At 61.6% G+C, this 15,549-nt stretch carries 12 protein-coding genes; 2 read left to right on the top strand and 10 right to left on the bottom strand.

The genetic code is table 11. The features are described 5' to 3' along the window. Positions 1-242: 242 nt before the first annotated feature. From JY500_RS12590 to JY500_RS12565, 5 genes are all read right to left on the bottom strand, one after another. The gene (locus tag JY500_RS12590; RefSeq protein ID WP_206252824.1) at positions 243-641 is read right to left on the bottom strand and encodes a hypothetical protein; all 399 of its coding nucleotides are present in this window, start codon (positions 639-641) and stop codon (positions 243-245) included. Between the two features lie 28 nt (positions 642-669). Then, positions 670-1,221 (bottom strand): hypothetical protein, encoded by a 552-nt coding sequence (locus JY500_RS12585; RefSeq protein ID WP_206252822.1) that lies wholly within the window; start codon positions 1,219-1,221, stop codon positions 670-672. Further along, the gene (locus JY500_RS12580) at positions 1,218-2,837 is read right to left on the bottom strand and encodes a hypothetical protein (protein ID WP_206252820.1); all 1,620 of its coding nucleotides are present in this window, start codon (positions 2,835-2,837) and stop codon (positions 1,218-1,220) included. Before JY500_RS12580 ends, JY500_RS12585 begins: the two co-directional genes overlap by 4 nt. Before the next feature lie 42 nt (positions 2,838-2,879). Continuing rightward, positions 2,880-4,274 carry a hypothetical protein gene (locus JY500_RS12575; protein ID WP_206252818.1) on the bottom strand — a complete coding sequence of 465 codons (1,395 nt, stop codon included), beginning with the start codon at positions 4,272-4,274 and terminating at the stop codon, positions 2,880-2,882. A 1,088-nt stretch (positions 4,275-5,362) separates the two neighbouring features. Next, positions 5,363-6,079, bottom strand: a complete 717-nt coding sequence (locus JY500_RS12565; protein WP_206252816.1) for a hypothetical protein — start codon at positions 6,077-6,079, stop codon at positions 5,363-5,365. Between the two features lie 242 nt (positions 6,080-6,321). On the opposite strand from JY500_RS12565, the gene JY500_RS12560 reads away from it, so the two are divergent. After that, entirely contained in the window at positions 6,322-7,620 is a 1,299-nt protein-coding gene (locus JY500_RS12560; protein ID WP_206252814.1) for an MFS transporter, read from the top strand. A 224-nt stretch (positions 7,621-7,844) separates the two neighbouring features. Here JY500_RS12560 and JY500_RS12555 read toward each other — a convergent pair whose 3' ends face one another. The 4 genes from JY500_RS12555 to JY500_RS12540 all read right to left on the bottom strand — a co-directional run bounded on the left by JY500_RS12555 (position 7,845) and on the right by JY500_RS12540 (position 13,624). Further along, the gene (locus tag JY500_RS12555) at positions 7,845-8,276 is read right to left on the bottom strand and encodes an HAD domain-containing protein (protein WP_206252812.1); all 432 of its coding nucleotides are present in this window, start codon (positions 8,274-8,276) and stop codon (positions 7,845-7,847) included. A gap of 613 nt (positions 8,277-8,889) precedes the next feature. Then, positions 8,890-11,757: an adenosylcobalamin-dependent ribonucleoside-diphosphate reductase gene (locus tag JY500_RS12550; RefSeq protein WP_206252810.1), complete on the bottom strand. Its 2,868-nt coding sequence runs from the start codon at positions 11,755-11,757 to the stop codon at positions 8,890-8,892. 176 nt (positions 11,758-11,933) lie between these two features. Continuing rightward, entirely contained in the window at positions 11,934-12,767 is an 834-nt protein-coding gene (locus JY500_RS12545) for an HDOD domain-containing protein (protein WP_206252809.1), read from the bottom strand. Positions 12,768-12,778: 11 nt separating this feature from the next. After that, a complete protein-coding gene (locus JY500_RS12540; RefSeq protein WP_246479901.1) occupies positions 12,779-13,624 on the bottom strand; it encodes a cation diffusion facilitator family transporter in 846 nt (281 codons plus the stop codon). On the opposite strand from JY500_RS12540, the gene JY500_RS22160 reads away from it, so the two are divergent. After that, complete coding sequence (locus tag JY500_RS22160) at positions 13,550-13,843, top strand: hypothetical protein (RefSeq protein ID WP_246479919.1); 294 nt, start codon at positions 13,550-13,552, stop codon at positions 13,841-13,843. The genes JY500_RS12540 and JY500_RS22160 overlap by 75 nt on opposite strands. Before the next feature lie 85 nt (positions 13,844-13,928). On the opposite strand, the gene JY500_RS12535 is transcribed toward JY500_RS22160, so the two are convergent. Next, positions 13,929-15,539 (bottom strand): hypothetical protein, encoded by a 1,611-nt coding sequence (locus tag JY500_RS12535; protein ID WP_206252808.1) that lies wholly within the window; start codon positions 15,537-15,539, stop codon positions 13,929-13,931. Between the last annotated feature and the right edge of the window lie 10 nt (positions 15,540-15,549).

Here is a 15,549-nt window from a genome sequence, read left to right as displayed (position 1 = left end):
GTTTCCGATCCGGGCCTCACTGACATGCTTCGCATGGAGGACTGGATGCATGGAAGCAGCTCTTAACCAACGACCGTTGATGGCCGGCGGGAGCCCGTCGGCGTTGAGCACGACCAGCACGGTGCTCAGCGATTGCCGGACACGTTAGTCAACTGTGCCGGCATTTTCAGTGTGACCTATGCGGGCTCAACTCGGTCTCGGCATGCATCCATTTGAGCGATTGGATCTGTAAATGCGGAGAGTCAGATGGTCTGCACTTCGGCGAACTTATTCAACGCACTCGTCGCGAGTTTGAGCACAGCCTCTGCCGAGGCTTTCTCGACGGTAAGTTCGACGGCTTGCTTCGACAACGCCTGAATCTCATTAACAAGCGGCGGCGGCGGCGGGCGCATTGTCGCTTTGCCCGTGTGGAAAGCAATGTTCGCGCTGCAAAGGTCCGTGCGCGCCGTTTCTAGCGCTTCCCGCTTTTGCGATATTTGGAAGCGCATATCAGCATCCACCTCAAGCTCCTCCAGGATGGCGAGAGCCTCTATGGACTCGTCCAGGACACGCCGCGTTTCGCGGTAGGCCTTCTCATAGCGCTCGGTTTCGGCTCTCGATGCTTCGTCGGCGTTTTCGATGGTGTCTGTATCAAGGCTCATCGCGCATCACCTCCAAATAGTTTGCCGGCTACGGTTTCGGCGGGTGGGTGATCTTGTCCACGCCCGTCTTGATCTCGCGCGCGTAGCCAACAGAGAGTTCCACCCACTCTTTAGGGGACAATTCCTGCGCCAACACGCTGAATCCCTTCTTCGCAGCTGCCAGCTTCTCGGTCGGCACCTGCGGCAGACTCGCGTCGTCGAAGGTGAAGCGCTTATTGATGTCTTGCAACGCCGTGGCAGTGCCTTCGCGCAGGCGCCGGTGATCGTCGCCCAGCTGACGAATGCGCACCGCGGCCTCGTCGTTGGGTTTCAACCCCGCCTGCTCAGCGAGATACAGGTCAATCTCGCGCTTGCCGTCGTTGCGCGCTTCTTGTCGCACCTGGGACCGCATGAGTTCCATGCGCGCAGTCAGTTGCACATTCGACAGGGTGATGTAGTCGCGCAGGGAAGCCTCCGCTAACCCAACGCTCGCCGAGCCTTGACCCGCGAGATCAAGAACCGGCTTGGGCGTCGAGCACCCAATGACGGCGAGCAAACTGAGACCGAGCATCAGACCCGAAAGCGTTCGTCGTGCGTTCATTGAGCCACCCCTACGCCAATAGTCACTAAACCCAGCGCCTTGAAGAACTCCGCGAGGTCGGCCTTCTTGATGCCCGCCGCGTGATAGTCGGCGAGGACCGTGGCCATCATGTTGATGAGAGCGTCCCACTGCGCAGCCGCAAACTTCGACCGGATCAGTCCTTCGTCGTAGGCGATGGCATTGACGCGGGCGGCCAAAGCGGCGCCCTCAACCCGATACGCCTTCACCTCATCGGCGTAGACGGCCAGCGCCAGCAGGAACCGGACGCGCTGTTGCCCCTTTAGATCGGCCAGCAATGCGCCGACTGAACGCTTGTGCCAGGTGGGCTCGCAGTCGAGTTCGGCGAGCACGCGAACGAGTGCATCGACCTCGTCCATCACGGCGGCCACTTGTCTGCGAACTGCGTCCATGCGCCTGACCTTCGCCGCACGTACCGCCTCAAAACCGCGCACGACGATGGTTTGTTGTTCCACCGCTGCCACAAACGGGATTAATCGAGGCCGCGCTGCGTCCTTCATGAGCTTGTCCGCCTCGTCGGCCAATGCCGGCAGGTCGCGGATGATGGCTACAGCGACGCGATCATCTTCACTGAGCGCAACCTTGCCATCGGTAGGCGTGCCCGCGATCGCGTGCAATAAGCCTTCGAGTCGAGCCAGCCGCTCGACCGCGAGCGCGTGCTCGCCAGCGTCAGATACGGCCCTCACGCCTTCAGCCAGCGAACTGACAACCTCACCGAGCCGCTTGGCACGATCTTCCACCTTCTCCAGCGTGCCCGGTCCCTCAGCCGGCGTGCTAGCGGCCTTCTGATCGGCCTTGAGCTTCGCTCGAGCGGCGTTCAAGTCGCGGTCGTAGTCGCCAAGTTCCTTTTGCAACTCATCCAGGCGCGTTTGCAACGTCATGAGACGGGGTTCGGTGTCAGCGACGAAGAACTCGCTGCGCTCCTTCAAAGCGTCATCGATCTCCTTGCACTTATCCACGACCTCGGGGAACTTCAAACGCGCGAGCTCACGTCGGTCAGCAGGAAACGATTCCAGAAACTCAGTGGAGGGCTGGTTGTCACTTTGAGCCGGGTCGGCTAACTGCTTGTACACCGCCTGGCAACTATCAAAGCGATGTCCGGTGGTGCCGAGGAAGACGGTGAGCGACTGGTCCAGCGTGCGTTGCCTCGATTCAATCTTGGCCTTGATTGCGCTGTAGGCTTTTTGGTCGTCGGTGGTCCGCGTCTTGCCCATCAAGTCCTTCAGCCGCGCAGCAACCACGGTGTAGAGCCCGTCGGTCGTGCCTTTGCCCGAGTCGTACTTCGATGCCAGATTCTCGGCCTTCGACACAATCTGCAATTCCCGATCGAACAAGTAGGCCGCCCGGTCCCTTGCTCGCGTTTCCTCCAAACCCGCCATGTCGGAGAATGACTTCTCCAGTCCTCCGACCGTGTCGGCGACTTTGGCCTCCGCAACAGCCTTCTTGAGGTCCTGGCCCTGCTTGTCTCTGTTCTCGTCGTAGAACAGCGGTGTCGCGCATCCGGCTAACGACGTCACTGCCACGCACGCGCACACAACTGCTGATCGTAGCCTTGCCACTGCGCCGTACGTCGTGCTCACTTCGCCAATTCCGTCCATGGTATGCCCTTCTGCAGGATCCCGTGATTGCCACGTTAAGGACTATTGGCCCGCCAGCTTAAAGCCCACATAGGCCCCGCCACTGATTCCGAGCAGGGCCAATACGTTGGGCGACAGATCGGGCATCGCACCGTGTAGGTAGGACTGCACGACAAAGAAGCCACCGATCAGCACGGTAAAGAGCAGGCTCTGTATGCGATGGAGTCCTTTGTCGTCGCCGTAGTCCGATAACACGTCGGCGAACCAGTTACCACTGCTGCATAGTTCGTTGCGCAGCGCTTGACGGGCCGCGCCGATCGCCGCTGTGTCGGGGGGATTGGCACTCACCGCTGCCCGGAAGTCCTCAACCAGCTTCTCCAGGACCGGCGGCATGCCGGTCGACACTGAGCCGAGCACGGTCCCGGTGCCGATTCCCACTAGGATCAAAGTCGATTCGTTGAAACTGAGCCAGTCGCCGGTCGACAAGCCGACAAGACTCGACGCGAGAATCACCACTACGGTCCAGAACAGCATCTGGCTGCGACCGAGGCTATACGGCATCTCGCGCCTGGCAATCACGTCTTCAGGCAGGGTGTAGCTGTCCCGAACAAACACCCAACCGAAATGCCGGCTCGGCAAAGCGACTAAACAGACGGCTATCGCGGTGATGAGTAGGCTCCACACAAGTCGGTATGAAGACACCTCAAAGTGGGCGTTACGGTCCGATTGGGCCAGCGTTCCCTTGTCGTCCGCTACGCTCACACGGATGGAATGCTGGTCGTCTGCCAGTACCTGCGACATCACAGCATTCCAGGCCCGCATACTGTCGGCCTCGTTGGGCAGACGTTCGAGCCGGAAGCTCAGCGTCCCTTGTCCAGGGGAGCGGGCGACGCCAGGCATCTTCGTGTTGCCCAATATCAAACTCAGCTTGGCGGGGTCGCTCTTGGTCGCGAGCGCCCAAGTGGTGAGTTGCGGAACCTGCAGCGTGAGATCGCGGCCTAAACGACAAACGTTGTTCGGCTGGCAATTGGCCGAGGTGATGCGCAGTGGCAGGGCGCCGTTGCTCCACAGGGCAGAGATGTTCAGCGAAAACCCAATCGTGAAGGCCTTGCGATCAGCGTCGGTCAGATCGAGATTGACTGGCAGGCTTGCTCGAGGCGAATCGCGCAGCACCTGTTCGTGCCGTTTGAGCCAGCGTTCCACCAACGGGGAGAGCGGAATCATCGCCGAGACCGGGTGCGCTGGATCGGGGTTGTAGACCGGAATTGCCTCCTGTGCGGTGCAACTGACCCCGGTGAAGTGAATGCACACCGACTGCAGCGCCTTGGCTGCGCCGAGCGGCTTGATTTCCAGTTGGTCAGTGACGCCGCACTCGCTCTTACCGCCGCAGCTTGCGGCGTAGGGTGCAAGTTCTTGGCTCGCCGAGCCGGTTTGGGGGGACTCGCCAGCCGATGCCATGGCGACGAAGATGGCCGCGAACGCAGCCGCAGAGCCTCGCGCACACCCTATCGAAGTGACGCGTCGACGAACGATTGCGCAGACTGCTGACCATGGAAACAGGCACTCAATGGGCGGAGACACGCGACCTCCCTGAAGAGTTGTCGTGTGAGGGTGACGTTGCCCGGCAAAGCAAGAACGGCGCCACCTACGATTCCACCTGGCTTTCGCGAAATGATCAAAGCTGTGTGTCAAATCCACTGACACTGGTGGGAATAGGTCACCCTGGGGGCTGCCTGCCAATCCACTCGGGCAGACTTGCCGGGGGTGCCTACGAGTGCGCTCGGATAGGCAGTTCTGCGAGCAACGCGATTACGCCCTACTGTTTCGGTGGTTTTTTCTGGTGCTGGACGACAAGGGGGTTGGATCAGTCGAAATTCAGTCGCTTGCGTGAGCGGCCGGTCGAGGCCCAAATCGTTCTGCGCTTCTTCGACGAAGTGGTGCGTCTGGCACGCCAGGACAAGTTGCTCTCGTCCAATCGCTTCGCCGTGGATGGCACGCTGATCGACGCTTGGGCGTCATTCAAGCCTTGTAGGGCTGGTCGGTTCGACGCGCCGAACCAAGGGTTGGTGAGCCTTGAACTGCGGAGAGGCGGGTTACGCCCACGGCTCATCCGCCCTGTGCCTGGACGTCCGGTTTGCTATTCCCCAACCGTTTGCTGAGGGTCGAATCCTCGTGATCATGCGAAGTCAAAGCCGACGGTCGCACGCTCCCGGAGCGCGATCGCATGAATGTCGGCTCAGGCCGACGAAATGTCGGTTACTGGGCTGAAGCCTGAGAGCCCCTCTGACAAACCGACGCCCCACTCCCGGACCTTGGACCTAGCAGACATCCATGGAATCGTGCCCCATGGGGCACGCGAACGTCAGCTTTGAAATCCCATGGTCGCGCGTATCTGCCCCATTGCCGCAGCAAGGCGCAGCGAACATTTGCGTCGGATAACGGTCGGCCAAACGTCCCCGCTAAGCGCTAGCGGGGACGCACTCACGGGAGTGCTTACTGTCGTATTGGGCGTAGCTTTGGGAATCGATCTACTTGCCGTGGTCGATCTATGGAATGGGCTTCTGGCAAGTACCCGTCATACTGTTTATGTATTCCAAAGCCGCACGGTTTCTGGGGATATCGGGGAAGGTAAGGAAAAGGAAGCGCAAAAGCTCTTCCTTGCTAGCCACTACAGACTTGAACCGATCAGCAAAGTGGTCGGCGAATTCCAACAATGAATGCTGCTTCGCAAAACTCCTTACGATCTCAACCGCTAGCGCGTCAGGCAAGACATGACGCAAGAATGTCCAGTGAAGACAGACCGCGAGGCGCCGCTCACCCTCAGGGACATTGGGAAGCGCCAAACAGACATCCTGCATCACCGTTTCCCAATGCTTGCGTCGATCTGGATGAAAATGAAGTTCCTCAGGAACGATAACGACGTGCTCAATGGCATTATCAAGAGCGCCCAGCGCATCAGAAAAGTCTTCATCCCATTCTTCGTTATCGGCTAGAGCCAGCTTTGGGACTCCATCAACATGAAACCGCCGCACATGCAGCACTTCATGTCGAACCGCTCCATCTGGAAAGTATCCGTTGGTCGGTGCAAAGAGTTGAATGCTATGGGCATTGATGATGACTGCGAGTTTTCCCTGACCGGTGGTTCCTCCGTCATTCTGCTTCGGGTCGAGACATACCTTGATTTCAACACCCGCGCGCTCCTCCACTTCGAGGACGAGTTGTTGGACTGGCTCACTAAGACGGGCAAGATACTCGGCTTGCATAGTTGGACAATGTGCGATTTTTGACTGGCAGGTACTGCTGGAAGACTACCCGAAACCGGTCATGTGCAAATGTCCGTTTCTGGCCGGTTTAGCCAAGTCCGCTTGCCCTCCCATCGCGCTCACCAACAGTCACGTCGATGCCATGTCGGCCGTAGCCTCCCGAACGGGCGCAAGCCGGCAGGCAAGTACTCATACACTCTCATCCAGCCAGTTCGGTTTCCTAACTCACCATGGGTCTCAGCTTGTTCGATCGATTCTCCGCGCTCGGTTCAGATTTCCACCGGCTATTGATGAGCGACGCGCTAACGCTGCTCGCGCTGATGGTGGGACAGGTGGCCATGCCATGGTGGATCGCCAGCGAGGGCGGAGCCCGCGACTTGGCACTGTATGGGGCTGTGACCTCGGCCTTTGCGCTCGTCGCAATGCCGCTGCTCTCCCCGCTCGGTGACCGGTTGCCCAAGCGGCAGCTGATCTTTGGCGCACTCGTGGCGTTCACAATTGCGTCCATGGGCGTTGCCGCGCTGGCGTCCATCCATTATTACCGGCTGGGCGTTTTGATTGCGCTTGGCGCCGTGCCCGCGCTTGCGATGGCAGCGCTGCTGCCGGCGGTCAGCAGTTTCTCGACCGAACTCGTCCAGCCGCAGCTTCTGTCGCGTGCGATGACGCTGCAGCAGACAGCGCAAGCGACCGGCCGAATGGTCGGCCCCGCGATCGGTGGCGTCGTGCTGGGCGCGGTTGGAACGGCCATCACGCTTTGGCTCAATGCTGCGTTGTTGGCATGCGCGGCGGCGGCGGCGCGCCATCTCCCCTCGGGTGTGCGACCGCATGCGCATAAAAGAAGGTGGCGAGTCGACTTGGTCGCCGGCATGCGGGCGAATTGGCGCATTCCTATGGAGCGCGGTTGGATTCTCGTGAACTTCCTGTCATGGATCTTCCTGTTCCCGACCTTCACGATACTGGTGCCCCTGAAGGTGCAGTCGCTTGGCCTGTCCGGCACATGGCTCGGTCTGTGCGAGGCGGGCCTGTCGCTCGGCATGCTCCTGGGCTCACTTGGCGGATCACACTGGATGATCAACCGCTTCGGCCGCTTTGGTACGCGAGTGGGCGCGGCTGTCGTGCAAGGTGCTGCGCTTGCTCTCGCCGGGCTGACAACGAACGGACTCTGGCTGGTTGCAGGATTCGTGATCGCAGGTTTTATGAACGCTGCAATGGTGCTGGTGGGACTGACCCACCGGATGCTGGCACGGCCGCAGGCATATCGGGCACGGATGGTCGCTGGTGCGGTGACGACCACCCACATCGCCGGGATGATCGGGCCTGCGCTCGCCGGGGCCGCGCTCTTGCATGCCTCCGTTGCTACCGTGTTCACCGGATTTGGGCTGCTTGGCGGGATCGTTGCCTTGGGCTTGGTGGTGGTGCCGGGCTTCCGCGCATTTATGCGGCTGGAGCATGAGGCGGTCGACAACTTCTACGGACGCAACTTTCCGCAGGCGTTCTTGGACGCGGAGCCGGATCCGTCCTTGCAGTGCTCGACGACATGACTTGCGGTGGAGGGCGCGATCTTGAACGGGTGAACGGCCGCTTTGCCGAATGATCCCTGTTCGCGCCGAAGGCTGACTGCCCGCTGACACCGAGCTCTAGGCGTTGGCGCTTAGCCGCGCACGGACCAACAGAGTTCTTTGCATCGTCCGACTTGTCGTCGGCCATAGCGGCCTTTGCAATTTATGAAACGGAATGATGGGCGCTAGGTTGCAAAAGCGGCCCCTCACGACGTACGAAAGTGTTTTTGCAACGCTTCGATACTCTCCGGCATCAAGCCGACCCTTGAGTCGCAAACAATCACCCGCTCTCGCGTCGCAAACAACGTGGGCTCGTCATCCAATGCGACCCATGCGGCGTCCGTTCGTCCGTTGGCGTCAAGCCACATCCGACATTCGCGCTCACGCACGGCGGTCGGTGCCGGCTCCAGCGCTGCCCGCGGAAAGATCGGCGTTGCTCCAATCACACGTTCGGCAATCGTGGCAGAGAGTTTTGAACGCAGCACAGCCAAGGGGAATATCTGGCGCCAGCTCGTCGATAGGACGATCTCTACGTCGCATTGCGCGGCCAGAAAGGTATCCAGTAGATGCGTCCTAGTGAACTTCTCCGCCTTGTTGAGCGGGTGTAGCACTCCGTCGAAATCAAGGAACAGGATCATGAGAGCACAACCACTATCGCCAGGTCGAAGCTTCATTCTCGCGTATACCTCATTCGAGTGGGCGCCCCGATGGACTGGCGACCACTTGAGTGGACTGTCCTCGGTCGGGTAGACAAATCTGGTCCTCTCGCGTGCAAGATGGGCTACATGTCCCTTACGGTAACGAATGTCCGCTATGGCCGAGGATGCCACCCAGCGGTAGCCTGCTCTGACCGCTGCCCCCATTGCCCGATGCCGCCAAGACGAGGAGTTGCCTTCTAGCAGCGGGCAATTCTGACCGCTTGAATCCGCTGCTGGAAGGGCTGGCCACCACTCCGCCCTGATCGGCGTGCCACGCCGGCAGCGTCCCTGACTCCTTTGTCGGTGGTTCGATTGGTCGCGCACACTCAGTCCTGGACGGCAGACTCTCTGCAGCTATTGCGCTCAATCAAGCGCCGCAAAACGTCTTACTTGTTGCGAATGAACTCGCCTTAAAAGCGAAAGGCCCATCCGGATTGGATGGGCCTGAGGGTCATATTTCTACCTGCAAATTATGATGTGAAAGCATGCGGCTTATGCTGTTAGAACTGCAGCTTATGCTGTAACTCACACCTTTTTTGTTTGGGTGCCGGAGTTAGCCGCAGGTTCCAACCGCACCGCAGGCCGTGCAGAAATCGCAGCCGTCCTTGCGAATGACGGACATGTTGCCGCACTCGGAGCACAGGGAGCCGTGCATCAGTTCGGGATCGCGTTCGTTGCGCGGCGCCTCGAGGATGCCCATCTCGCGCGTCGGATAGCCGTTTTCGTCGAGCACGCCAAGCATTGCGTAGCGGTGAATCACGAGGCGTGCAACGTAGGCGACGGTCGACGGCCAGTTCTGCTGACGACGTGTACCGGGCACGAAGGCCATGAAATCGCCCAGCGGTTCCGGGTAGTTCAGCAGTTTGCGCAGCTTCATGCCAATCCAGGCCGGATCCATGACGCGCATGTCGAGCGACAGGATCTGCGTCAAGCCATCGAGGGCGCGCGGGTAGTTGCCGGAAAGCCACATCGAGTAAGGACGCGTCACGCCATCGGGCAGCATGATTTCCTTCAGGCCGAGCACAAACTCTTCGCCGGTCGCCGGGTTTGAGATGTCGACCGTCCAGGAAAGTGTGCCGTCGGTGCCCGTCTTCGGCTCTTGCAGGCTGAAGACGGCGTCCAGAACGGGCGTCGGTGCCTCGACTTCAAAGGCGCCGAGCTTCTCGCAACGGTAGCGGACGATTTGTGCGAAGGCTGCAACGACGCCCGGCACGATCTTCTTCTCGCCATGGGGCGGGAAGGGGAGTTCGAAGGAGCGCTCGCCGACAGAGCGGGCAAGGGTGTCGAGTTTGAGCTTCAGCCAGGCGCGATCGTTCGCACGCATGTCCATCGACAAGGTCTTGGCGACCGCACCCAGGCCTCGCGGCTGATCCGCGCCATTGACCCAGACTTCAAACGGGAACGCACCGCGCGGAACTGCATCACCATTGGGTTCCATGTGGCCCACGAAGATACCGAATTCGCCCTGCGGCGTCTCAAGCATGTAGGTCCAGGAGCTGTTGCCGTCCGGCATCGAGGGGCGACCCGGCCAGCGCAAGCTGGCAAGAACTGGCGCAGGCAGGGACTTGATCGACAGACGACGGTTCGGGTCAACGATCACCACGTCCTGCGGTTGCTTCTTCTCGGTGTTGCTTGGCTCGACCGACAGCACCGAACCCAGCACGCTGTTGGGACGATAGGTGGCAAGCCCCTTCAGGCCGGCCTTCCAGGCATCCATGTACAGATCTTCAAAGTCGGTGTACGGGTAGTCGGCCGGGACGTTGACCGTCTTCGAGATCGACGTATCGACGTAGGGTGCGACGGCCGCTACCATGTCTTTGTGGGCTTGTGCCGAGATTTCGAGCGCCGTCACGAAATAGTCAGGGAGCTTCTCGACGTTGCCGCCCAGATGGCGGTACGCGCGCCACGCGTAATCTTCAACCGCATATTCCTTGAACGTGCCGTCCGCCATCCGCTTTTTGCGGGTGTAGGTGTACGAGAACGGCGGCTCGATACCGTTGGAGGCGTTGTCTGCAAAGGCCAGCGAGATGGTGCCGGTCGGGGCGATCGACAGCAGGTGCGAGTTGCGGATGCCGTGCTTGCGGATCTTTTCCTTTACCTCGTTCGGCAGGCGCGACGCAAAGTTGCCGCCCGACAGATACATGTCGGCGTTGAACAGCGGGAACGCGCCGCGTTCCTTCGCGAGGTTGACCGAGGCCATGTAAGCGCGATCGCGCATGAACTCAGAGATCTTGGTGGCCATCGCGCGCGCCGCATCGGTGTCGTAGCGCAGCTTCAGCATGATCAGCGCGTCGCCGAGGCCGGTGAAACCCAGGCCAACGCGGCGCTTGTTCATGGCTTCCTGATGCTGGTTCTCGAGCGGCCAGTTGGTGACGTCGAGCACGTTGTCGAGCATGCGGATCGACGTTTCCACCACCTCGCCAAAGGCTTCGTAGTCGAACGACGCCTTCTTGCCGAAGGCATCGCGCACGAACTTGACCAGATTGATCGAACCCAGGCAGCAGCAGCCATAGGGCGGCAGCGGTTGTTCGGCGCACGGGTTCGTCGCTTCGATGGTCTCGCAGTAGTACAGGTTGTTGTCGCGGTTCATGCGATCAAGGAACAGGATGCCCGGTTCCGCGTGATCGTAGGTTGAACGCATGATCTGATCCCACAGCTCGCGTGCGCGGATCTTGCGGTACACCCAGGAACCGTCCTCGCGCTGGTAGCCGCCGGCATCCTTCAGCTCCTGGCAGGGCTCCGATTTGTGTGCGAGTTCCACTTCGCCGTCGGTTTCCACGGCCTTCATGAACACGTCGGTCACGCCAACCGAGATGTTGAAGTTGGAGAGATCGCCTTCGTCCTTGGCATGGATGAAGGCTTCAATGTCCGGGTGGTCGCAGCGCAGCACGCCCATCTGGGCACCGCGGCGGGCGCCCGCCGATTCAACGGTTTCGCAGGAGCGATCGAAGACGCGCATGTAGCTGACCGGGCCGCTGGCGCGACTTTGCGTGCCGCGAACGAGCGCACCGGCCGGGCGAATCGACGAGAAGTCGTAGCCCACACCACCGCCGCGGCGCATCGTCTCGGCGGCTTCGGCGAGGGCGGTGTAGATGCCGGGACGGCCGTCGACGACCTCGGTCACCGAGTCACCCACCGGCTGCACAAAGCAGTTGATCAGCGTGGCTGCCAGGCTGGTGCCGGCGGCGGAGTTGATACGGCCTGCCGGCACAAAGCCGGCCTCAAGGGCAGACTCGAACTTGGCTTCCCAGTGGGCGCGGCGATCTTCGGCCTCGTTCGCCGCCAAGGCACGCGCGACGCGCCGACGTACGTCCTCGACCGATTGCTCAGACCCTTTGGCGTACTTCTCAAGCAGCACTTCGCCCGAGATTTCCTGGGGTAGCAATGTATCGAGGGATACGGTGGCTTCGCGTTGACTCATGACGAACTCCGGAGGTGGAAATGGCGGGGGTGCCAAAAAACGGGAAGGCGTGATTAAACCACAATATATTGTAGGTCGGAACTGTGGTGGATCAAGCGATGGTATGCGGCGGGTTCGCGCCGACGGCGGGGCAGGCCGCAAACGGCGCCACGTTGCGTGGCGCCGGTCAGGCAGGGTCAGGCGGCCAAGACTGCCAGCATCATCTCCATCTGGGCCTCGACGCTGGGGAGCGTGGCCTCGACGTCCTCGCGGCTGACACCCGCGAGTGCTTCGCTGCGGTGATGAAGCGGGTATTCGTATTCGCTTGCGCCACCGGCTTGCGCCGCGACGGCGCTGACCAGGTTGAGCATGGCGGCCGACGGTGCGTTGTCGCCGGCAGATTCGGGCTGCAGTTGAGATCCGATCAGGACGCCGAAGGTCACCGGCAACTGCCATTTTGCGGTAAGCGCTGCGCCGACCTCGGCAAAGTCACAGCCGATGATGCGACGTTCGACATCCGGGAGGGTGTCGCCTTCGCTCGGCGGGGTGTCCAGCACCAGCGCCATCAAGTCGGGCACGGCGACGTACATGACCAGGTGGCCCGCGTCGGCCAGCAGGCCAGAGACGAAGAGCCGCTCCGGGCTGAGGCCGCGCACCGATCGTGCCACTTCGCGCGCCAGCATGCCGCGGCGCACGCTGTCGCGCCAGAAGCGCGCCATGTCCATACGTTGCGGGCGAATGCCGGCAAACATCGCGGTGACCGATGTGGCCAGCACGAGGTCATGCACCTGTTCGAGGCCGATCAAGCTGACCGCCCGGGTGATCGATTCGATCTTGCGGGCATAGCCATAGAACGCACTGTTCGCAAGCCGAAGCAGGGCGGCAGTAAGCGACGGATCGGTCGCGATCACGTCTGCGACTTCGGCTATCGAGACATCCGGGTCGTCCAGCGCAGCGCGAACCTTCAGATATACATCAGGCAGGGTTGCGAGCCGATCGACATACGCTACCAGTTCCTGCGCAAGATGCATGGCTGCTCCTCTCAGTCTTGTTTTGGTGTGGGCCGCCGGATCAGGCGATCGAGCGGAAAACGGTCGTTGCCTTGCAACTCGGGCTGCAGGGTCAAATGTTCAATGCCGAACTCATTTCCTACGCGTTGGCGTACGGCGACAAGGACGCTCGGCCACACGGCGGAATCGTCGAGCACCAAGTGGGCAGATAGCGCGACGCGACTTGGTCCGTAGTGCCATACATGCAGATCGTGCACCGAGCGTACGCCATTCACCGCCGCGATGCATTGCCCGATGGCAGTCAACGACAGGCCCGACGGCACGCCGTCGAGCAGCACATGAAGCGTTTCGCGCAGGATGCTGAGGGTCGACGCCAAAATCAATACGCAGATGAGTACCGACAGGATTGGATCGGCGGCCAACCAGCCGGTGAAATAGACGATCAACAAGCCTGCAATAGCGGCGACGGAGCCGAGCAGATCACCCATCACATGGAGCAACGCTGCGCGCACGTTCAGTGACCGTTCACCGCGCATCAGCAGCCATGCCGCGAGCAGGTTGACTGCAAGCCCGACCACCGCAACGGCCACTGCGGGTAGCGCCTGGATTGGTTGCGGGTGACGCAGGCGCTCAACAGCCTCCCAGCAGATGCCGGCGACAATCACCAGCATCAGCACCGCATTGCCAAGTGCTGCCAGGGCTTCGATACGCCCGAGGCCATAAGAGTGCCGCACACTCGGCGGGCGCAACGCGATACGCGCGGCCAATGCCGCGAGCCCGAGCGAGAGGCTGTCGGAGAGCATGTGTCCCGCGTCGCCGAGCAAAGCGAGCGAGCCCGTGAAGAGTCCGCCAGCGGTTTCGACTGCGGCGAACCCCAGCGTGAGGATCAGGGCGAAGGAGAGGGTGCGCGCGCTACTGTTGGCGCCATGATGGTGGTGCCCGCCGCCGTGACCGTGCGCGTGATGGTCGTGTTCATCATGGTCGTGGTCATGATCATGACCACCGCAGTGGCCGTGGTGTTCATGCGCCGCTGCGCCGTGGTTGGAATGGTCGTCGTGGAGCGGCGAAGAGGCGGTGGGCATAAGCGCGAGCGTTAGGGGCCCGCAGAAATGCGGGCCTGCGCTGCGAATTCTAGCGCGCCGCCGCAAACCGGCGACGCGCCGTGTGACGATTGCCGATGTGTCAGCTGTCGGTAGTGGCGCCGGTGTAGGGTTTCAGACCAATCAACTCGCATCCGCTGAGTCGTTCAATGCGTTGGGTCGCCTCGAAACGCGCAACGCCATTCCGGTGTGGCAAGGCGACGATCAAGCCCGGCTCGATCTGGTCGTGCGGGGCCAGCAGTGCAGGCGTGTCGCCGGCCACCGGGACGCGCGGCAGGAAGATGATCGGAATCGAGTCGCGTTCGCGCCCGCGCGAGTCGCGAGTCGGCGGTTTGAACCGCGCGGCGATGCCGGGCCCGCACAGCAGTTGCACGCCGATTTCCGTTTCATGGCTGTTGCGATGAAAGGTTCGGCGCACGACGGCCAGGTGAACTTCCCCGTCTTCGCGTGGCGAGAGGGCAATCAGCTCGCCGACTTCCGCGCCAATCGGATCCTCGGCTTCCTGATGCAGCTTGAGCCCAGCTTCGCTGCGGTCCATGATTGCCCACTCGGTTGAAGGGAACGACGGCATTGCTTCGGATGCGCTTGCCTGGCGCTTGCCCGCAATCCGCTTCATCAACTGCCGAACCTGGTCGAAGCCAAAGACCAGTGCCGCGCTCGGGTGGGCGCGGCGACGCACATGCCTGCGCTGCGGTGGCGTTCCCCAATGGTTTCTGAGGCGGCGCAGCAGTTCCATGTATTCGGGGTCGCGCGCGTTGAGTGGCAGACCAAGCCGGGTCGGTGAGGTGCCGGCAGCGAGCCCTTCGCAGTGCGCATCGAGCTTGGCCAGCAAAGGATGAGCGTCGAGCAGCAGGTCGGCTTCGCCACGAACGAGTTCGTCGCGTCGCACCGGTCGCCGGATGTCGCCGTGGGCTGGCCAGGCGGGGAACCAGCCTTCAGCATCGCCCGTCCAGTCCTCGCGCGTGCGAATGCGTGCGAGGTGGCCGTAACGCTCAATGTAGAAGCGCACATGTTCAAGGTTGCGGCGAGACAGATGGTGCGGATCTGCCATCACCAGCAGCAACGTGCGGGCGAAGAAGCGTGCAATCGTGTCGCCGGTGTCGTTATCCAGCGGGGCGTTCTCAAAACCGCGGGTGGCTGCGGCCATGTAGAGCTCGGCGAGGACGCGCCAGTGCCCGCCGTTGAGTTCGCCGTAACCGCGACAGGCCAGCAAAACGCGGCGGTGGGCCAGTTGGCAGGCACGCAGCGCAGCGCGGCGGCAGAATTTGGGCACCTGGAAGCGGCGATCGGGCCGAGCACGGGCTTCGTTGATTGCGATTTCGGCGAAGGTCATTGCCAATCGTTCCAGCGCCCGGTCGGCGATGGCGGCGGTTTCGCGAACATCGCTCGAGTTGCCGGCACGCCCGTCGGGCACCGTTTCGAGCCGAGTCAGAAGCGGCGCAACGTGATCGAGCACGCGCTCCAGTGTGTCGAAACGGTCTGACGGCGCGATGATGCTTGAGATTACCGATCGCAGGCGCGATACGATCGTCTCGCAGCAGACCAGCGGCCGATCCAGCGGCAGCGCCTCGATCCACGCGCCCACATCCAGCCCGACGCCGGGCGCAGTGGCTGGACGCACGATGCGAAGGCGGGGCAGGGTGATTGGGGTGGTCAGGCGCTGACGCAGACGTCCAAAACTTGGCGCGGTCACAGTAGTTGCT

The sequence above is a fragment of the Niveibacterium microcysteis genome (genome assembly GCF_017161445.1).
Lineage (GTDB): Bacteria > Pseudomonadota > Gammaproteobacteria > Burkholderiales > Rhodocyclaceae > Niveibacterium > Niveibacterium microcysteis.
The sequence above is the reverse complement of the archived record's forward strand: the minus strand, read 5'-3'. Positions and strand labels throughout refer to the sequence as shown.